The sequence below is a fragment of the Metabacillus halosaccharovorans genome (assembly GCF_002019635.1).
GTDB lineage: Bacteria > Bacillota > Bacilli > Bacillales > Bacillaceae > Metabacillus > Metabacillus halosaccharovorans.
Window position 1 is genome coordinate 1,980,154 of the sequence record NZ_KV917371.1, and the last position, 20,297, is coordinate 2,000,450.

The following is a 20,297-nucleotide window of genomic DNA, read 5'->3' on the forward strand; positions in this document are numbered from 1 at the left end:
TTTTTATGTATGTTCAGGCATTTCTATTTTTTCTCGATTTTAATTCGTTTTAGCTTATTGTCTTCAACATTCATGATAATAAAGTGCAGATTCTCGTAATCGTGGGATTCCCCTTCATCAGGGAAACGTCCTAATTCTTTCAGAAGAAATCCTGACACAATGTCCTCCTGCTCAGGGATCTTCGTTTTGAAAACTTCATTTAAACGTCTTAATGCCAGTTTTCCATTACATATAATATGATCTTCTGTTATTTCTTCAATTAGGATCTCTTCATCCTGATCTGTTTCATCTTTTATTTCTTGACCAATCATCGCCTCAATTATGTCCTCATGGCTTATAATCCCTTTTGTTCCTCCATATTCATCGAGAACAATGGCTAAGTGTCTTTGCTTTTTTAACATTAATTTGAATACGGTTTCGATTGAGTGAAATTCAAAAACAAAGAGCGGATCATCATCCATAAAATCTTCCAGTTTTTTATGTGGCTCTAAAGACCAGTTTAACAATGATTTAGCATGCAGAACGCCGATGATTTCATCCATGCTTTCCTTATATACCGGATAGCGTGTGTGACGACCTTCTAATACAATATCTCTCGTTTCTTCATAGGTAGAACCTGATGCAATCCCTTGAATTTCGGTTCTTGGTACTTTTAGTGCGTCACGAACATCCAGATCATAAAAATCGATTGCACCCTTAATCCGTTTCGTTTCATCTGTTTGCAGGATTCCTTCAGATGTAGCGATATTTACCATTGTAATCAGTTCTTCTCTTGAAATTGAAGCGGTTTTGCCTTCTTCTTTTGAGAGGATATTAATTACCATTCTTGTGAATCTTGATAGGAGAAAAATCAATGGTTTTAAAATGAAAATGATGATACGAATGACCGGGAAAACCATATATGCTATCTTGTCTGCAAAAGTGGCAGCGATAGACTTTGGTAAAACTTCAGCAAAAATAATCAGGACAACCGTTAAGATCCCTGTAGCAACACCTACACTAATACCATATTCAATTGCAATGACTGTAACAAGAGTTGGCAACATGATGTTGGCTATGTTGTTTCCAATTAAGATACCTGTGATAATTTCATCAGGTTTTGAGACAAAATTCAGTAATTTTTGTGATTTCTTATCATTGTTTTCCGCTTTTGATTTTAATTTCATTTTGTTTACAGCAGTAAGTGCTGTTTCACTGCCGGATAAGAAAAACGACATCAATAGAAAAAACACTATGGCAATAATCAAGACTTAATTCCTCCAACAACTAATTCATTTTTATTTCTATCTCTTATCTTACCTTATTTTTGGTTTTGAAGTCGATAAATGTGATACATGTTATAAATTTTGAACAGAAAAAAGAACTCATGAAAAGGAAAAAGCAACTCCCAATTTCACCCACATGTAAGAAGATGAGGTTGTAGTTGCTTCCTGTATAAATTATTTAGTTATTTTTTCTTTACTTTTCCTGTCCAGCCTTTAAAACCGCCTTTTAGACAATGGAGGTTATTATAGCCTTTTCGCTTTAACATTTGTGCAGCTCGGCCGCTTCGTACCGTATTTTGGCAATAGAAGTAAACCGGTTGGTCAGGACGGATTTCTTTGTAGCGTTGACGTAACTGAGAAAGCGGAATATTTCTAGCTCCTAAAATATGTCCACCTTCAAATTCATTCGGTTCACGAACATCGATTAATTGTGCTTTACGATAGCCAGCACGAAAATCTTCTTCTGTAAGTTGCTTCATAATTTTTCGTTGATAGAAAAAATTAAACGTAATGTAGGCAATCAGGGCAACTGCTACGATGATTAGTAAAATGGTTGATGTTGTCAATATTCTCGACCCCTTTTTTATAGGTTATTTCATTGTAAGCTCATAAGAACTCATATACAGACTTCTATTATTATATAAGAGCTTATGAAAATTGTCATCAGGTTGTATGCATTATTATTTTCTTCCAAATAAACTTCTGCTAGACTTAGGATGTAAAAAAAATAACAAAGAGGGTTACAACATGGCGAAAGAATTATGGAGATATATTGATTCTGGAAACTGCTCTCCAGCATTTAATATGGCATTGGATGAAGCACTTTTAGAATGGCATAGCGAAGGCAAGATTCCACCTACCATTCGATTTTATGGCTGGAATCCAGCAACACTTTCAATTGGTTACTTTCAAAAAGTTGAAAAAGAAATAGATTTAGAAGCGGTGAAAAGATATGGTTTAGGCTTCGTTAGGAGACCTACAGGGGGCAGAGGAGTTCTTCATGATCAAGAACTTACATACAGTGTCATTGTATCAGAGGAACACCCTGAAATGCCCAAGACAGTAACAGAGGCTTATCGGGTGATTTCAGAAGGAGTTTTAGAGGGGTTTAAAAATCTCGGTCTTGAAGCATACTTCGCTATTCCTCGTACTGATGAAGAAAAAGCAGGTCTTAAATCACCTAGGTCAGCTGTTTGCTTTGATGCTCCTTCCTGGTATGAGCTTGTTGTTGAAGGGCGTAAAGTTGCAGGTAGTGCACAAACCCGACAAAAAGGAGTTATCTTACAACACGGATCAATTTTACTAGATCTAGATGAGGATATGCTTTTTGATTTATTTAAATATCCAAACGATCGTGTAAAAGAAAGAATGCAAAGGGCATTTAAAAACAAGGCCGTTGCAACGAATAGTCTTAGAAAAGAGCCGGTTACAATTGATGAAGCAAAAAAAGCTTTTAAGGAAGGTTTTGAAAAAGGTCTAGATATTGACCTTGAGCCTTATAAGTTAACAGGTGAAGAACTAGAGTATGTAAATCAACTTGCGAAAAATAAATATGAAAGTGATGAATGGAATTTCAAAAGATAGAGACGTGATCTTAGGATTACGTCTATTTTCATCTAGCATGGTATATTTGTAGAAATTTGACGAAAGAAATTTTTTATCTATTTAATTTAAAAACGTTGATTTCAAAGGTTTTTAATACATTCAAATAGATGCAAGTGACAAAATTCTTCAAAATCCCCCTTTTACGAGTCAAAACCATCATAAATCTCTTTAAAGCTTCTTTTTTTAATAAGTTATCCATTTGACAAAAAGAGAAATAGTTGACCTTAAAACTATATATAGTATTATTCGTTAAAAAGTAAACACTATATATTGAATTGTGGGGTTGTATATGATAAATTAAATCAGGAGATTTACAAGAAAGATAGATAGAGGAGTTGTTACAATGACAGTTGTTACTGAGCAAAAGATGAGCGTTGATGTGGAGAAGCTTAACAAAGATATTTCTGCATTTCCGCAGGTTCATCCTATTACTAACGATATGAAATTAACACATAAGGGTGTTTCGAGACTTGTTATGCTTGATCGTTATACATTTAAAGACACAGAAAAAATTACGTTATCTGAAGGAGACTTTGTTGTTTTAACGATCAAGGAAGACCCTAAATTCCCGGCAAGAGGGCTAGGGTTTATCAAGAGTATTGATTGGGAAGCAAAAACAGCAAATGTCCTAGTTGATGAAGAATATAGACACTCATTAGATAAACCTGAGGAAGTGGAGACAGGGATCGTAAAACGCTCGTTAGATGTCATTGAAAAACCACTTGAAATCTTTTACGAACAAATCGCGAAACGTAATGCAACAGGATTAGCATCGGTTGAGAAAACAGAAGAAAAACGTCTAGAATGGTTCGAAAAGTTTTATCAAGAGCTTGTTAACTTAAACTTTATTCCGGCAGGACGTGTTTTATATGGTGCAGGTGCTGGAACAGAAGTAACTTATTTTAACTGCTATGTTATGCCATTTGTGAAGGATTCACGCGAAGGGATCTCTGAGCATCGTAAACAGGTAATGGAGATCATGAGTCGCGGTGGCGGTGTAGGAACGAACGGGTCAACATTACGCCCTCGTAATACATTAGCAAAAGGTGTAAACGGAAAATCATCAGGCTCTGTATCATGGTTGGATGATATTGCGAAGCTAACACATCTAGTTGAACAAGGTGGCTCAAGACGCGGAGCGCAAATGATCATGCTGGCCGACTGGCATCCGGATATTATTGAGTTCATTATTTCAAAAATGCAAAATCCTAGAATTCTACGTTTCCTTATTGAAAACACCAATGATGAAGCGATTAAAAAATATGCACAGGATAAATTAAAGTTCACACCACTTACACAACAGGAAATTGATATGTACCAAGGAATAGTTAACTACAAACAAATTCCAGGAACAGGTGGATTTAGTGAAAAAATTATAAAAGATGCTGAATTAAAGCTGCGTACTGGCGGTACTTACAGTGTTCACAACTCTGAGTTCTTAACAGGTGCGAATATTTCTGTTACGTTAACAAAAGACTTTATGGATGCAGTAGAAAAAGATGCTGAATATGAACTTCGTTTCCCTGATGTAGAAAGCTATAATGAAAAGGAAATGACTGAATACAATGAAAACTGGCACAAGGTTGGAGATGTACGTGAATGGAAGAAGCAAGGCTATAAAGTACGTACGTACCGTAAAATTAAAGCAAAAGAGCTTTGGAACCTGGTCAATATCTGTGCAACATATTCAGCAGAGCCGGGAATTTTCTTTATTGATAATGCAAACGACATGACAAATGCTAAAGCATATGGTCAACAGGTCGTAGCAACAAATCCGTGTGGTAAAGTGGCTTAGTTTGCCTCACGTAAAAAACTGCGGAATAAAGCGGGAAGGCTGAGATGCTAATCCGAACCGAAGGTATGGAGTAACGAACATACCAGGGGCAGAGCATAGGTAGTGAAACTGGATATCAGAATATAATCTACCCACGAGGCCGCAGCAGTATGAAGTACTGAAAATATATGCCGACCTTACACGAATGAGAAGTGTAAGAACTATTGGATAAAAAGCCAATAGGATAACAAACTACTGGAACAACCACTTGCACCATATTCTGTCTGTAACTTAGCAGCGGTAAACCTTGCAGAAATGGCAAATAAAGAAACAAAAACAGTTGACTTTGATAAGCTTCGTAAAACAGTTGAAGTTGGCGTGAGAATGCAGGATAACGTCATTGACGCAACTCCATATTTCTTACCTGAAAACAAACACCAAGCACTTGGCGAACGCCGTGTTGGGTTGGGTGTAATGGGCTTACATGATCTTCTTATTTACTGTGAAACGGAATATGGTTCTGAAGAAGGAAATGTATTAGTTGATAAGGTCTTTGAAACAATTGCTACTACAGCATACCGTGCATCAATTGAATTAGCGAAGGAAAAGGGAAGCTTCCCGTTCTTAGTTGGAGAAGAAGATGGTGAAACAAACCGCCTTCGTGAAGCATTTACACAAACAGGGTTTATGAAAAAAATGCCTGAAGATATTTTAGAAGGTGTAAAAGAGCACGGAATCCGTAACTCACATCTATTAACTGTTGCTCCTACGGGATCCACAGGGACGATGGTTGGTGTTGCAACAGGACTTGAACCTTACTTCTCATTCTCGTACTTCCGTAGTGGAAGACTCGGTAAATTTATCGAAGTAAAGGCAGATATTGTGCAGGAATATTTAGATTCACATCCAGAAGCAGATGCAAACAACCTACCGTCATGGTTTGTTTCGGCAATGGAATTAGCTCCTGAGGCACATGCAGATGTACAATGTGTCATCCAACGTTGGATTGATAGCTCAATTAGTAAAACAGTTAATGCTCCAAAGGGCTATACTGTTGATCAAGTAGAAAAAGTGTATGAGCGCCTGTACAAAGGGGGAGCAAAAGGCGGTACAGTCTATGTAGACGGTAGCCGTGATACGCAAGTATTGACACTTAAAGCTGAAGAAAATACTTTTGATGAAAATGAAGATGTAGTACCAAAAGAAAAAGGGAAAGTTGTTCTTGTTGATACAATCAATGATCTTCGTTCAACAGATGTAACGATTGGGAATGAAGTTGGTAATACTTGCCCGGTTTGTCGTGAAGGTACGGTTGAAGATTTGGGCGGCTGTAATACATGTACGAGCTGTGGTGCACAATTAAAGTGTGGACTGTAATCTAAAGCTTAAAGGATCTGACAATGTCAGGTCCTTTTCTTTGCTGCAATTCAACCAATACCTTGTCATGATCATCAAACTCATGTAAAATTGTAATGATTTCGTTTAAAAAGTTCGGCGAATATGGAGGGAACAACATGCCAACACCAAGTATGGAAGATTATATAGAACAGATATATTTACTTATTGAAGACAAAGGATATGCTCGAGTTTCCGATATAGCCGAAGCATTGGCCGTACATCCCTCCTCTGTTACAAAGATGGTTCAAAAACTTGATAAAGATGAATATCTCATATATGAAAAATATCGAGGTCTCGTTTTAACAAATAAAGGGAAGAAAACAGGTAAGCGTTTAGTTTACCGACATGAACTTTTGGAGCAATTTCTTCAAATAATCGGTGTTGATCAAGATAAGATTTATGATGATGTGGAAGGGATTGAACATCACTTAAGTTGGAATGCTATTGACCGAATTGGAGACTTAGTTCAGTACTTCGAAGAAAATGAAGAAAGAGTCAATACTCTGCGTAACATACAAAAGAATAATGAAGAATCATAAAAAGCGATGGGAAGTAGAACCACTACAACCCATCGCTTTTTTTATATAGTCGAAACGAAGAGGGAAATTATATCAATTATTATTTTAATAAAAAGTATACAGAAAAATATGCAAGTCTCATATTTCATACTAGAATGATAGAATTTAATCCTTTAATATGCATCAGCTTTAATGCGTTAAACAAGGAAGTGAAATCATTGTCGAACGAAACTTAAGTGTAAACGACCGATTATGACAATGAGCATAAACGTATTATGCAATAATATTCAGTACTTTCATTATATTTTAATAGTTTTTCGTTTTAATAAAATAATGGTGGTGAGAATATGAGTAAACAACCAATACTCCAAATAAGAAATTTAAGTGTATCTTTTAGATCTGAAAAAAAGATAGTGCCAGCCGTAAAAGATATTAGTTTTGATTTATACAAGGGAGAAATAGTAGGGATTGTGGGAGAGTCTGGTAGTGGAAAGAGTGTAACATCCTTAGCTGCAATGGGGTTAATTCCCAGTCCTCCAGGTTTGATCGAAAACGGTGAAATTTTGCTTGAAGGGAAAGATTTGATCAAACTAAATGAAAAAAACATGAGGAAAATTAGAGGGAATCAAATATCAATGATTTTCCAAGAACCAATGACCTCATTAAATCCACTGTTTTCAATAGGAAATCAATTAACAGAAGCACTACGATTACATACTGATATAACAAAAAAGGGCGCCAGGTTGAAGGCAATTGAATTGTTGAAATTAGTAGGAATTCCTAGAGTAGAAGAAATAATAAATGAGTATCCACACCAACTATCCGGCGGAATGCGACAAAGAGTTATGATCGCTATGGCGATGGCTTGTAATCCCCGTGTCTTAATAGCAGACGAGCCCACAACAGCTCTTGATGTGACGATTCAAGCGCAAATTTTAACACTTATGAAAGAACTAAATACAAACATGAATACCTCGATTATTTTCATCACACATGATTTGGGTGTAGTTGCAGAGATTTGTGATAGGGTACTTGTTATGTATTCAGGCCAAATTGTTGAACAAGGTAATGTTAAGACAATTTTAAAAGATCCTAAGCATCCATATACCAAGGGGTTAATAAAATCCATCCCTGATATAAGAGGGAAAATAGAGCGCTTATATAGTATACCCGGCCAAATTCAGAGTCATGGCAGTTCACATCAAGGATGCCGTTTTGCCCCGCGATGTGAGGATGCATTTGGTGAATGCCTAGAAGGAGTGCCAAATTTATATAAAATGATGAAGGAAGGACATGATGTTCGGTGCTTTTTACATAAAAAGAGTGGGGAGGTTGATAACAATGACAGAATTTCTTCTTCAAGTTGAGGGATTGAAAAAAAACTTCCCAATCAATAATGGATTACTAGGAAAACAAACGGGGGAAGTGAGGGCGGTTGATGATCTATCCTTCTATGTGAAAAAAGGAGAGACTTTAGGCATTGTTGGTGAAAGTGGCTGCGGAAAATCAACTACAGGTCGTCTCTTAATGAGATTAATAGAGGCAAGTGATGGAAAAATTGTATTTGAAGATAAAGAGATAACGAAAATGACAAAGAATGAATTAAGAAAGATACGGAGAGATATCCAAATGGTTTTTCAAGATCCCTATGCCTCCTTGAATCCAAGACACTCGATTGAAAAAATTTTGGAAGAGCCATTGATTGTCCATCGAATAGGGACAAAGGAGGAAAGAAAGAAAAGGGTAAATGAGATGTTGGAAATTGTCGGTTTGAGTAGTCACCATGCTAGAAGGTATCCACACCAGTTTAGTGGTGGGCAACGACAAAGAATTGGGATAGCAAGGGCCCTCATGACAAAACCAAAATTAATTATTGCGGATGAGCCTGTTTCAGCTCTGGATGTATCAATTCAGGCCCAAGTATTAAATCTGATGAAAGATATTCAGGTGGAATTCCAACTTACCTATATTTTTATCGCACATGACCTTGGTGTTGTTCGTCATATAAGTGACAGGGTAGGAGTGATGTATTTAGGTAGATTGATTGAATTAGCAGATAGTGAGGAACTTTATAAAAAGGCGATGCATCCATATACAAAAGCACTATTGTCTGCTGTTCCAATCGCTGATCCTGATGTTATTCGTCATAACATTCCTCTATCAGGAGAAATGCCAAGTCCTTCAAACCCACCTTCAGGATGTGCCTTTCATACACGGTGTACAGAAGGTATGGACATTTGTAAATCGATTAGACCTAATGATCAAAACATTGATGGTCATTTTGTTGCTTGTCATCTATACAATGGCTGACAAGAAGCATTGATGATAAATAATTAATGGGGGTACGAAATGGAAATGAAAAAGAATATGAAGTGGTTACTAGTTTCATTGTTAGCAATAAGCATGCTGCTGGTTGGATGTAGTGGAAATTCAAATCAAGAAACGGGTGGAGAAGAACAGCCTTCAAACAATACGGAAACCAAAAAAGACACACTGGTATTTGGGCGTGGAGGGGATTCTACATCACTGGATCCTATTACAACGACTGAGGGAGAAACCTTTAAAGTAACGGAAAATATTTTTGAAACACTACTTGAATATGGTGAGCAAGATACGACCTTACATCCTGGTCTTGCCGAATCATGGGTGGTATCAGATGATGCATTAACTTACACTTTAAAGCTCCGTCAGGGTGTGAAGTTCCATGATGGGACAGATTTTAATGCAGATGCTGTTGTTTTTAACTTTAATCGTTGGATGAGTGGGAATGCAGATGATTTTCCTTACTACACGATGTTTGGCGGATTTAAAGGAGAAGAAGGCCATGTCATTAAAGAAATTAAAGCTATAGACGAGTATACAGTTGAATTTACACTTAACCGTCCCCAAGCTCCATTTTTGAAAAATTTAGCCATGTCCCCATTTGGCATTGCAAGTCCAACAGCTGTTGAGGAACATGGTGATGATTTCAGGAAAAATCCAGTCGGTACAGGTCCTTTTAAATTCGTAGAATGGAAGCAGAATGACCGAATTGTTTTGGAGAAAAATGAAAGCTACTGGATGGAAGGATTCCCGAAGTTAAATCAAGTAATATTCAGAGTTATTCCTGAAAATACGGCAAGGCTAAATGCTTTAACGAACGGAGAAATTGATTTAATGGATGGAGTTAATAATTCTGATGAAGCGACCGTCACTAATAATGATCAATTACAATTAATTGAGCGACCATCTATGAATGTTGGATACTTAGGTTTTACGACTAATCGACCGCCATTTGATAATAAGCTTGTTCGCCAAGCATTAAATCATGCGATTGATAAGCAAGGAATAATTGATGCGTTTTATGGTGGCAAAGCGGAGGCGGCGAAGAATCCAATGCCACCTTCAATTGAAGGATATAACAAAGAAATTGAAGATTATCCTTATGATTTAGAAAAGGCGAAAGAGTTGTTGGCGGAAGCTGGATATCCAGATGGATTTGACATGGACCTATGGGCTATGCCGGTAGCACGACCTTATATGCCGGAAGGAATGAAGGTTGCGGAGGTTATTCAGGCATCTTTTGCGGAAATTGGCGTCAAAGCAGAAATTCAGTCAGTTGATTGGGCAACATATTTGGAAAAAGCAGCAAAAGGGGAATTTGATGCATACATGTTAGGCTGGACCGGTGATAATGGTGATCCTGATAACTTCTTATATACCCTCTTAGATAAAGATAGTATCGGAAGCAACAACTATTCTTACTATAGTAATGATGAACTTCATGATGTATTAATTAATGCTCAAAAAGAGACAGAACAAGATAAACGAAATGAATTATATAAGCAGGCTCAAGAGATTATTCATGAAGATGCACCTTGGGTTCCACTTGTTCACTCTACACCTTTATTAGCTGGAACGAGTGATATTGTTAATTACTTCCCACATCCCACCGGCTCAGAAGCATTGACAAAAGTTGAATTTAAATAATGTTGTTAAAGGGGGAGACATAGTCTCCCTTAGATCGCCTGAAAACATTGAATTGGCACACTTTTCTCTCCTAGTAAACTTAATCCCTATTTGAACTTTACTTTAAGGCTAGCTGCTTGATTTCTTTCTCCTCTATAAAAAGGGGGCGTTAAAATACAAAAACCAATATGTTAATAAAAAAGAGGTGAGCATATGTTGTCCTATACCGTTCGTCGACTGTTTTCACTCATACCTGTTTTGTTTGGAATGACATTGGTTGTTTTTGCTATTATTCGAGCAATTCCTGGGGATCCTGCACAGGTTATTCTCGGGCAAAAGGCTACAAAAGAGGCGATTGCTACATTAACGAAAGAATTAGGGTTAGATAAACCGTGGTATATCCAATATGTCGATTATTTACAAGCTCTATTTTCAGGGGATCTTGGTACATCATTACGGACAAGAGGGCCGATAAATGAAGAAATATGGTCATATCTGGCTGCAACCATTGAACTAACACTTGTAGCTATGATTATAGCGATCTTCATTGGAGTCAATGCAGGGATTATCAGTGCGTGGTTTTCAAATTCATGGTTTGATTACCTTGCCATGATTTTGGCATTAATAGGTGTGTCAATGCCTATATTCTGGCTTGGTTTAATGGAGCAATGGGTGTTTTCGATCGAATTAGGATGGTTACCGTCAACTGGAAGGGAAGATGTAAGAAATCCTGTTGAGGCGATAACGAATATTTATATGGTTGATACAATTCTTCAAGGTAGAGCAGATCAATTTGTACAGGTTATCCAACACTTGATTCTTCCCAGCTTTGCCCTTGCTACCATTCCAATGGCTATTATCGCAAGAATGACACGTTCTACCATGCTTGAAGTAATGAAATCAGACTATATTCGTACTGCGAAAGCAAAAGGATTAAACATGTTTTGGGTTGTATATAAACATGCATTAAAAAATGCCATTATACCCGTTTTAACAGTTATTGGGTTGCAGACAGGTCTCCTTTTAGGCGGAGCGATTTTGACTGAAACAATCTTTGGATGGCCTGGTATTGGCCGCTATCTCTATGATGCCATTAGTTACCGTGATTACCCAGTTATTCAATCAGGAATTTTAATGATCGCAGCGATTTTTGTTTTTATTAATCTAGTCGTTGATCTATTATATGCCGTTATCGATCCGCGAATTAAATATCATCAATAACGAAAAGAGGGGATACCAATGGCAGAGATTGCTAAAAATAAACCTCATACTTTGAATAAGATAGCAGAAGAACAGGTTACACCACCATGGAAAGAGGCATGGCAAACCTTTTGTAAAAATAAATTAGCCTTGATTGGATTAGGTCTTGTGATTTTTTTCCTTATCCTGGCGTTTCTTGCTCCAATTATTGCTCCATATGGTTTTAAAGACCAAGAACTGTCAAAACGATTACTAGCCCCTTCAAGTGAGCACTGGTTTGGGACTGATGATTTCGGTAGAGATATTTTTTCCCGCGTTCTTTACGGTGCAAGAATATCTCTCTGGGTTGGTTTCTTTTCAGTATTAGGGTCTGCGGTAATTGGTACGTTTCTTGGTATTATCGCAGGTTATTACGGAAGATGGGTTGATACAATCATCTCAAGGATATTTGATATTATGTTAGCATTTCCTAGTATATTGCTAGCTATTGCAGTTGTAGCTATTCTTGGGCCATCCTTGCAAAATGCCCTGATTGCAATCGCTATTATAAATATTCCAAATTTTGGTCGACTTGTAAGATCAAAAGTACTGAGTGTCAAACAGGAGGAATACATAATGGCAGCAAAAGCAATAGGGATGCGGGACAATAGAATTCTTTTTCGGCATATTTTACCGAACAGTATGACACCAATTATTGTGCAGGGGACATTAGCCATTGCAACAGCTATTATTGAGGCGGCAGCACTAGGCTTCCTCGGATTAGGAGCTCAAGCGCCAAATCCGGAATGGGGAAAAATGTTATCAGATTCAAAGCAATACCTTATGCAGGCTCCTTGGACTTTGTTCTTTCCAGGTTTAGCCATTATGCTAACAGTTTTAGGTTTTAATTTAATGGGAGATGGATTACGAGATGTTCTGGATCCAAAAATGAAACAGTAGAAAAATTACACATTATTATTTTTCAAAAAACTCCAAGTTGCAGGAGTTTTTTATTTTTTACTCCAAGAAATATCGTAACCAAATTGCTTTCTAATGACAATTCGATTGGTCTATTTTTCCTCCCCATCTCTTACACTATATAGGAGGAAGGTGAGGAGATATGCAAATAGATGGTGTATTTTCAGGTGGTGGAATAAAGGGGTTTGCTCTAATTGGAGCATATGAGGCGATTGAAAAGAGAGGGTTCGAGTTTAAACGTCTTGCAGGTACAAGTGCAGGATCTATTATTTGTGCCTTTGTCATGGCTGGTTATAAAAGTGATGAAATTTTAGAAATGATGGACGAATTAGACCTGAAAATGTTATTAGATGCCCGAAAATCATTTCTACCGCTCCCCTTTACAAAATGGATTTCACTTTATTGGAATTTGGGTTTATATCGTGGAGTCAAACTGGAAGAGTGGATCTGTCAAAAATTAAAAAATAAAGGGATTTCTACATTTGCGGATTTGCCGGTAGGTAGTTTAAGAGTTGTTGCATCAGATTTAACAAATGGTCGTTTAATCGTGTTGCCTGATGATCTTCTTAAATATGGAATCGAACCATTATCTTTTTCAGTTGCAAAAGCAGTGAGAATGAGCTGCAGTCTCCCTTATTTTTTTGAACCTGTAAAATTAACAACTTCAAAAGGTGTTAATATTTTTGTTGACGGTGGCGTACTTAGTAACTTTCCAATTTGGCTTTTTCAGCAAAATAGTAAACATGCCAAAAAAAGGCCTGTTCTAGGTATAAAATTGAGTTCTAGTGAACAGGAAAGACCCGCTAAAGAAATTCATAATGCAATTGATATGTTTAATGCTCTATTTGAAACAATGAAAGATGCACATGATAGCAGACATATTTCTAAAAGACATGAAAAAGATATTGTATTTATTCCTGTTGAAAACATTGTCACAACAGAATTCGAAATAAATGAACAAAAAAAACTAGCTCTAATAGAGCTAGGTCGAAGACGAACAAACGAATTTTTGAAAAATTGGTCATTTTAGAAAAACGCTCGGTTTTTCTTTTTTCCTTTCTTTCCTTCAATCACTGTTAAATGTGAAGGTTGTTGCTTTTTCTTTTTAATGGCAGAGGCTTTTTTTGTTTTCTTTACTTGAGATATGTTTCTTACATTTGAACCTTTATTGCTTCGGTCATCAAAACGTCTTTTGGATTGTTTCGCAGCTTTTAAATAGGAAGATTGCTCTTTCCCCATTTTTCTTCTAGAAACTAATCGATAAATAAGGTAAATTAACCCGGCGATTGCTGCATAGATTGCAATTTGTTTTAAAAGCCATAGAGGCTCTGACACGAGGGTTGTGACAAAACCTATTACTCCTAATAAAATAATAACCATGACGATCCAATTAGTACGACGAGTCATCCTGACCACCTCCAAGGAAAGATACCAATCAAAATACGCTCAAATTACACGATTTGCTCTGCGGATGTCTGAGTCTCTTTTTCCATCCGAAGAAGTTCATTAAAACTTGCGATTGCTACTTCAACTTGGTCATTTGTAGGTTCTTTTGTTGTTAAGAGCTGTAACCATAAACCCGGATACCCTAAAAATCGCAAAACCGGAATGTGGCGAACCTTATTTGTGAGCTGTAGTACTTCAAAAGAAATACCAAGTACGACAGGTATTAAAGCCAAGCGATTTACGATTCTTAACCATAATGGATCTGTCGGAACAAGTGTGTAAACAAAAACACCAACAATGACAGTGAAGAGAATAAAGCTACTGCCGCATCTGTAATGCAATCGTGATTGGCTTTGAACATTTTCAACTGTTAGCTCTAGATTGTTTTCGTATGTGTTAATTACTTTATGCTCTGCCCCGTGGTATTGAAACACGCGTCTTATCAAAGGTGTAAATGAGATAGCATATATGTATGCTAAAAGTAACGCGAGTTTGAAAGCACCTTCTATGAGAATTTGCCCGAAATCTGAAGAGATAAGGGGACGGAAAAATTCTGCTAAGAAAACAGGTAAAAGCGTAAAGATAACTTTACCAAAGAAAAAGGAAAGAACCCCTACTGCTGCAATGCCGAGCCACATTGTTAATTTTGAATCACTTTTCTTTTGTTCTTCAATCATTTGCTCGTCATCCGCCGGATCAACTTCAAAGCGCTCAGTAGCGAAATTCAAGTGCTTTGACCCATTAGCACTTGCCTCGATGATTGCCACAATTCCCCGTAAAAAAGGAATCTTTTTCAAAGAAGATAACGTTTTCTGATTTTTCCTAGGTAGATGGAAATAATCAATGGAGCTATCTGTTCGACGAATGGCTGTTACGTAGTGGTGTTTTCCACCAAACATAACGCCTTCGATAACAGCTTGCCCACCATATGCAGGTTTTTTTTCATTTGCCATGTGACACCAACCTATCTAATTCTTATTATGGAAGTAAACAATGTTTAATCAGAGTTTAGCTATTATCTCTATAATACAGAATTTAGAAAGAAACCTCTACAGTGATGTTTAGAAATAAACATTATAAGAGCCAGCATATTACAAGGAACGATTAAACTGTTTATTTGGATGGTAATAATGGACAAATGATCATGATTCTTCCTTTTTCTAACGTTTAGTTTAAACGAATTGTTGGAAATTATTCCTATACTAACATTATACCCACGCATTTTTTTACTAGACATGATTAAGTTGAAAAAAAGTGTAAATTTCAGGCCACAAGATCTTTAAGGAAACATGCATACGCAAAAATTGGACATAGTAAGAATGGAGGTGTTGGAAAATGGCAGCTAAAAAAGAGGATAAAAAGAAAAAAGATCAACCAGATTTAGAGCAGAATAAAAAAGAAGAACCGATGTCTTTGATGGGGAAGTCGATTGTAACGGGATTTATTGGTGGTGTTTTTTGGAGTGCATTGGCCTATCTTGCTTACATCTTGAATTTCACAGAAGTAAGTCCTAACCTGATATTACAACCATTCGCATTAGGAAATTGGAAAGATGGCGTTGTTGGTAACGTGATAAGTATTATTATTATAGGAATAATTTCCATTGGAGCAGCATTAGTGTATTATGCAATCTTAAGACGTTTCGATGGCATATGGCTTGGTCTTGCTTACGGAGTCGCATTGTGGGCGCTGGTATTTTTTGTTCTGAATCCGATTTTTCCAAATGTAGAAACTGTTTTAGAATTATCTCGTGGAACCATAGTAACAACAATATGTCTTTATATATTGTACGGAGTGTTTATCGGATACTCGATTTCATTTGAGTATAAAGAATTCAATACCAGGTTAGAAAGCTAAGGAAAACAATAGCTTGATATGGTAGAATGTTCATGTGATGAACATTCTTTTTTATGTAATTAAAAACGTATCTAATAATATAAGTGCACATCACATTTAGGCACTACATCCTTGCTTATGAAAAGAGGTGTAAAATCATATATGAGAGTGTTAGTTATAAATGGACCGAATTTAAATCGATTAGGCGTACGTGAACCAGGAGTTTACGGGTCAAATACATTAACAGATCTTGAAAAGGATCTCTTAACATTTGGTGAAAAGTTCAACTCTGAAGTGACTTGTTTTCAATCAAATCATGAAGGTGATTTAATTGACGCGATTCATGAAGCAGATGAACAGTATGATGGAATTGTGATCAATCCTGGTGCTTTTACACATTATAGTTATGCCATTCGAGATGCAATTGCGAGTATCACTGTTCCAGTTATTGAAGTCCATATCTCAAATGTTCATGCAAGAGAGGACTTCCGCCATACATCAGTTACAGCTCCCGTTACAGCCGGTCAAATTATTGGGTTAGGGTTTAAAGGGTATGAATTAGCCATTCTTGCATTAAAAGACAAGATAGGAGGCAGTAGAACATGAAATTAGAAAACATTCGCAAACGCTTTAAAGAGTTATCCATTGAAGGGCTTGTTATAACAAGTAGTTACAATAGAAGATATATGACAGGTTTTACAGGTACAGCTGGAGTAGCCGTTATTTCTGAAGAAAAAGCTGTGTTTATTACAGATTTCCGTTATACAGAACAAGCTGCAAAAGAGATAGATGGTTTTGAAATTGTCCAACATACGGGTCCTATCGTTGAGGAAGTTGCAACTCAAGTTGAGAAACTGGGAATTAAGAGATTGGGATTTGAGCAAGATCATGTTACATATCAAACATATACAGCGTATAAAAATGCCTTGAAAAATACAGAGTTTATTCCGGTATCTGGTGCAGTAGAAAAGTTACGCTTGATAAAGTCCCCTTCAGAGATTAAGATATTAAAGGAAGCGGCTGAGATTGCTGATGCTGCGTATAAACATATTCTTACTTTTGTCAAACCGGGTTTAAAGGAGATCGACGTAGCAAATGAGCTCGAATTTTTTATGAGAAAAAACGGAGCTGTTTCTTCATCTTTTGATATTATTGTAGCATCGGGGTATCGTTCCGCATTACCACATGGTGTAGCAAGCGAAAAAGAAATTGAAAAAGGTGATTTTGTTACACTTGATTTTGGTGCATACTACAAAGGATACTGTTCAGACATTACGAGAACGTTTGCTGTAGGTGAACCGAGTGATGAACTGAAAAATATATACTCTGTAGTACTTGAAGCACAATTGCGCGGAATGAATGGTATTAAACCGGGAATGACAGGCAAGCAAGCGGACGCTTTGACTCGTGATTACATAAAAGATCAAGGCTATGGTGAGTATTTTGGTCATTCAACAGGACATGGTCTTGGAATGGAAGTACATGAAGGGCCGGCTTTATCTTTTAGATCTGATACAATTCTAGAACCAGGGATGGTTGTAACCGTTGAACCAGGTATTTATGTAGCTGGTCTTGGCGGGGTGAGAATTGAAGACGATACAGTCATAACCGCTAATGGTAATGAGTCTTTAACACATTCGCCAAAAGATCTTATTATTTTATAATAGGGAAGACATGTTCTTTACATATAAGAATGAGGTTATGAGTGAAATGCTCATGTTTCCTTATTTATTTACCAACTTAGGAGGACTATTTCATGATTTCAGTAAATGACTTTCGTACAGGATTAACGATTGAGGTGGACAACGGTATTTGGCGTGTAATGGATTTCCAACACGTGAAACCTGGAAAAGGTGCTGCATTTGTTCGTTCAAAATTACGTAATCTACGTACCGGAGCGGTTCAAGAAAAAACATTTCGTGCGGGTGAAAAAGTAGCGAAAGCTCAAATCGAAACTCGTAGAATGCAATACCTTTATGCAAATGGTGATCAGCATGCATTCATGGATACAGAAACATATGATCAAATTGAATTACCATCATCTCAAATCGAGTATGAATTGAAATTTCTTAAAGAAAATATGGAAGTTCAAATTATGATGTTTGGTACAGAAACACTCGGCGTAGAGCTTCCAAACACTGTTGAGCTGGAAGTAACAGACACTGAGCCTGGTATTAAAGGTGATACAGCTTCAGGCGGTTCTAAACCAGCTACCCTTGAAACAGGTTTAACTGTACAAGTACCATTCTTTATTAACCAAGGTGATCGTTTACTTATTAATACAACTGAAGGTAGTTACGTATCACGTGCGTAATGACTTTATTGAAAAAAGATGCTGCTTTTGTTAGCATCTTTTTTTTATTGGCTTCTTCCTTATCCCCAATATAAATAACAATGTAACAAACCTCATGATAATTCATTCATTATATTTTATCTTCTGCCATCTTTTCTGTCTAAAATACTTCTCTTTGGCATATGGTGTACAAACTTATGCTTTTAGGAGGACAACATGAAACGTTTATTTTCACATATTGATTCAACAGTATTCGCTATGGCAGGTCTTCGTTTTTTATCAGCTGGAATTGAATTAACAGCTGCTATTTTAATGTTGGTTTTTAATGATGTAAAAAAAGCAGTAACGATTAATTCATTATTGGCGATTGTTGGTCCTGTTATTTTTATTGTAACGATGACAATAGGGATTTTTCATATTGCCGATCAACTGTCTTATGCAAAACTACTATTTATTGGATTAGGTGTTTTTTTTATCCTCTTTGGAATCTACAAATAGATGAATAGCCCATATGCTTCACAATAAATCTCCGGGCTTTTATGTCATGAATGTGGTCAAGCATGCATAGATTAAAGTAACGAATAGGTTAATAGGAGGAAGCGGTATGAAAGAGTTGCTAGAAATGCTTCCGGAATCCATAAGAAAAGAAATCTTAAAGCTTCATCCTGCAAGTTTGTCTCGAGTAGAAGAAATTCGTATTCGTATCCTGAAAAAGGTTGAAGTCATCATAGCCGGGAAACCCATTTTTCTCTCATCTATGACAACATATGAAGATTCAATCAATCTATTAAACGAGCTAAGCCATTATTCAATTTATACGTTAGAAGATGAATTGAAGAAGGGCTATATCACAGTTCGAGGTGGTCACCGTGTCGGGTTAGCCGGCCGGGTGATTACAGAAAATGGACGAGTTAAAGCGATACGTGATGTAACATCTTTTAATATTCGAATTGCAAGAGAGAAGCTGGGAATTGCGGAACCATTTGTTTCATATGTCTACCATCAAAAGTGGTTAAATACCCTTATTATTGGTCCACCACAAACTGGAAAAACCACCTTGTTGCGGGATTTTGCCCGATTAATTAGCAGCGGCTATCAACATATTCCTTCAAGAAAAGTCGGAATTGTCGATGAGCGATCTGAAATAGCAGGATGTGTTAAGGGAGTACCACAGCACAGATTAGGAGATAGAGTGGATGTCCTTGATGCATGCCCTAAAGCTGAGGGAATGATGATGCTGATCAGATCGATGAGTCCGGACGTACTTGTGGTTGATGAAATCGGTACTGCTGAAGATGCAGAAGCTGTTTTAGAAGCTGTACATGCAGGTGTTCAGTTATTTGTTTCTGTACATGGATATAAAGCTAGTGAATTAATGAATCGCCCAAGCATCAGATCGTTGGTAGAGGCAAATGTTTTTGATCGGTATCTTGAATTATCAAGAAGAGATGGACCGGGAACTGTCCAGCAAATCCTAAATCATCAAGGTAAACACTTACTAAAAGAAGGAAGTGTGTCGTAAATGATCAAATGGATGGGTGCGTTCCTTATCATTATTGCTACAACTTGGGCCGGATTTGAGGCAGCAAAGCATTTAAGTCAGCGAACAAGACAACTTCGTCAGCTAAAAGTTGCCCTTCAATCCTTGGAGGCAGAAATTATGTATGGTCATACCTCGCTTATTGTGGCAGCACAGAATATTTCAAAACAGCTTCCAAAGCCATTATCAGGCTTTTTTGAACAGTTTGCTGAAAAGCTAATAAAAGGACACACAAGTGTAAAGGGTGCATGGGAGGAAAGTTTAAAGGAGATATGGCGCTTAACGGCTTTTAAACAGGGAGAATATGAGGTGTTAAAGCAATTTGGTGAAACACTCGGTCAGCATGATCGTGTTTCACAGCAAAAGCACATTAGACTTGCACTCACCCATTTAGAAAGAGAAGAAGCAGATGCTATTGATCGACAAAACCGATATGAACGTATGGTCAAAAGCTTGGGAGTCTTAACGGGGTTGTTATTAGTCATTTTATTGATGTAGGTGAAAGGGAGTTGTCGCA

The 20,297-nt window shown here is 37.0% G+C and carries 19 protein-coding genes and 2 pseudogenes; 17 read left to right on the forward strand and 4 right to left on the reverse strand.

Features of this window, described 5'->3' with window-relative positions:
- Positions 1 to 23: 23 nt before the first annotated feature.
- Both BK577_RS09245 and BK577_RS09250 read right to left on the reverse strand, forming a co-directional pair.
- Positions 24 to 1,247, reverse strand: coding sequence for a CNNM domain-containing protein (locus tag BK577_RS09245; protein ID WP_078432623.1), 1,224 nt, complete (start codon positions 1,245 to 1,247; stop codon positions 24 to 26).
- Between the two features lie 200 nt (positions 1,248 to 1,447).
- Positions 1,448 to 1,831 carry a rhodanese-like domain-containing protein gene (locus BK577_RS09250; protein ID WP_245823457.1) on the reverse strand — a complete coding sequence of 128 codons (384 nt, stop codon included), beginning with the start codon at positions 1,829 to 1,831 and terminating at the stop codon, positions 1,448 to 1,450.
- A gap of 181 nt (positions 1,832 to 2,012) precedes the next feature.
- Between BK577_RS09250 and BK577_RS09255 the strand changes: the two genes are divergently transcribed.
- The 10 genes and pseudogenes from BK577_RS09255 to BK577_RS09300 all read left to right on the forward strand — a co-directional run bounded on the left by BK577_RS09255 (position 2,013) and on the right by BK577_RS09300 (position 13,695).
- Complete coding sequence (locus tag BK577_RS09255; protein WP_078432624.1) at positions 2,013 to 2,849, forward strand: lipoate--protein ligase family protein; 837 nt, start codon at positions 2,013 to 2,015, stop codon at positions 2,847 to 2,849.
- A gap of 364 nt (positions 2,850 to 3,213) precedes the next feature.
- Positions 3,214 to 4,653 (forward strand): annotated as a pseudogene (locus BK577_RS09260) (vitamin B12-dependent ribonucleotide reductase); the annotation flags it as partial.
- A 249-nt stretch (positions 4,654 to 4,902) separates the two neighbouring features.
- A pseudogene (locus tag BK577_RS09265) lies at positions 4,903 to 6,021 on the forward strand (hypothetical protein); the annotation flags it as partial.
- 137 nt (positions 6,022 to 6,158) lie between these two features.
- Positions 6,159 to 6,581 carry a transcriptional regulator MntR gene (gene mntR / locus BK577_RS09270; protein ID WP_078432627.1) on the forward strand — a complete coding sequence of 141 codons (423 nt, stop codon included), beginning with the start codon at positions 6,159 to 6,161 and terminating at the stop codon, positions 6,579 to 6,581.
- Positions 6,582 to 6,907: 326 nt separating this feature from the next.
- Positions 6,908 to 7,927 (forward strand): ABC transporter ATP-binding protein, encoded by a 1,020-nt coding sequence (locus BK577_RS09275; RefSeq protein ID WP_078432628.1) that lies wholly within the window; start codon positions 6,908 to 6,910, stop codon positions 7,925 to 7,927.
- A complete protein-coding gene (locus BK577_RS09280; protein WP_078432629.1) occupies positions 7,902 to 8,870 on the forward strand; it encodes an ABC transporter ATP-binding protein in 969 nt (322 codons plus the stop codon). Before BK577_RS09275 ends, BK577_RS09280 begins: the two co-directional genes overlap by 26 nt.
- A gap of 45 nt (positions 8,871 to 8,915) precedes the next feature.
- Positions 8,916 to 10,529: an ABC transporter substrate-binding protein gene (locus tag BK577_RS09285; RefSeq protein ID WP_078433518.1), complete on the forward strand. Its 1,614-nt coding sequence runs from the start codon at positions 8,916 to 8,918 to the stop codon at positions 10,527 to 10,529.
- A 192-nt stretch (positions 10,530 to 10,721) separates the two neighbouring features.
- A complete protein-coding gene (locus BK577_RS09290; protein WP_078432630.1) occupies positions 10,722 to 11,729 on the forward strand; it encodes an ABC transporter permease in 1,008 nt (335 codons plus the stop codon).
- 18 nt (positions 11,730 to 11,747) lie between these two features.
- Positions 11,748 to 12,647 carry a nickel transporter permease gene (nikC, locus tag BK577_RS09295; RefSeq protein ID WP_078432631.1) on the forward strand — a complete coding sequence of 300 codons (900 nt, stop codon included), beginning with the start codon at positions 11,748 to 11,750 and terminating at the stop codon, positions 12,645 to 12,647.
- Between the two features lie 160 nt (positions 12,648 to 12,807).
- A complete protein-coding gene (locus tag BK577_RS09300) occupies positions 12,808 to 13,695 on the forward strand; it encodes a patatin-like phospholipase family protein (RefSeq protein WP_078432632.1) in 888 nt (295 codons plus the stop codon).
- On the opposite strand, the gene BK577_RS09305 is transcribed toward BK577_RS09300, so the two are convergent.
- Both BK577_RS09305 and BK577_RS09310 read right to left on the reverse strand, forming a co-directional pair.
- On the reverse strand, positions 13,692 to 14,072 hold the full coding sequence (locus tag BK577_RS09305; protein ID WP_026558835.1) for an SA1362 family protein: 381 nt from the start codon (positions 14,070 to 14,072) through the stop codon (positions 13,692 to 13,694). The two genes, BK577_RS09300 and BK577_RS09305, sit on opposite strands and share 4 nt — an antisense overlap.
- A gap of 44 nt (positions 14,073 to 14,116) precedes the next feature.
- The gene (locus BK577_RS09310; protein ID WP_078432633.1) at positions 14,117 to 15,064 is read right to left on the reverse strand and encodes a DUF1385 domain-containing protein; all 948 of its coding nucleotides are present in this window, start codon (positions 15,062 to 15,064) and stop codon (positions 14,117 to 14,119) included.
- 382 nt (positions 15,065 to 15,446) lie between these two features.
- Here BK577_RS09310 and BK577_RS09315 point away from each other — a divergent pair, with 382 nt between their 5' ends.
- The 7 genes from BK577_RS09315 (at position 15,447) to spoIIIAB (ending at position 20,278) form a co-directional block, all read left to right on the forward strand.
- A complete protein-coding gene (locus BK577_RS09315) occupies positions 15,447 to 15,968 on the forward strand; it encodes a YqhR family membrane protein (RefSeq protein WP_078432634.1) in 522 nt (173 codons plus the stop codon).
- Between the two features lie 141 nt (positions 15,969 to 16,109).
- Complete coding sequence (gene aroQ, locus BK577_RS09320) at positions 16,110 to 16,553, forward strand: type II 3-dehydroquinate dehydratase (RefSeq protein WP_078432635.1); 444 nt, start codon at positions 16,110 to 16,112, stop codon at positions 16,551 to 16,553.
- Positions 16,550 to 17,611 carry a M24 family metallopeptidase gene (locus tag BK577_RS09325; RefSeq protein WP_078432636.1) on the forward strand — a complete coding sequence of 354 codons (1,062 nt, stop codon included), beginning with the start codon at positions 16,550 to 16,552 and terminating at the stop codon, positions 17,609 to 17,611. The genes aroQ and BK577_RS09325 overlap by 4 nt, the downstream gene beginning before the upstream one ends.
- Before the next feature lie 92 nt (positions 17,612 to 17,703).
- A complete protein-coding gene (efp, locus tag BK577_RS09330; protein ID WP_078432637.1) occupies positions 17,704 to 18,261 on the forward strand; it encodes an elongation factor P in 558 nt (185 codons plus the stop codon).
- A 195-nt stretch (positions 18,262 to 18,456) separates the two neighbouring features.
- Complete coding sequence (locus BK577_RS09335; protein WP_078432638.1) at positions 18,457 to 18,738, forward strand: YqhV family protein; 282 nt, start codon at positions 18,457 to 18,459, stop codon at positions 18,736 to 18,738.
- Positions 18,739 to 18,844: 106 nt separating this feature from the next.
- Entirely contained in the window at positions 18,845 to 19,762 is a 918-nt protein-coding gene (gene spoIIIAA, locus BK577_RS09340; protein ID WP_078432639.1) for a stage III sporulation protein AA, read from the forward strand.
- Positions 19,763 to 20,278: a stage III sporulation protein SpoIIIAB gene (gene spoIIIAB / locus BK577_RS09345; protein ID WP_026558843.1), complete on the forward strand. Its 516-nt coding sequence runs from the start codon at positions 19,763 to 19,765 to the stop codon at positions 20,276 to 20,278. It begins immediately after the preceding gene.
- Positions 20,279 to 20,297: the final 19 nt, after the last annotated feature.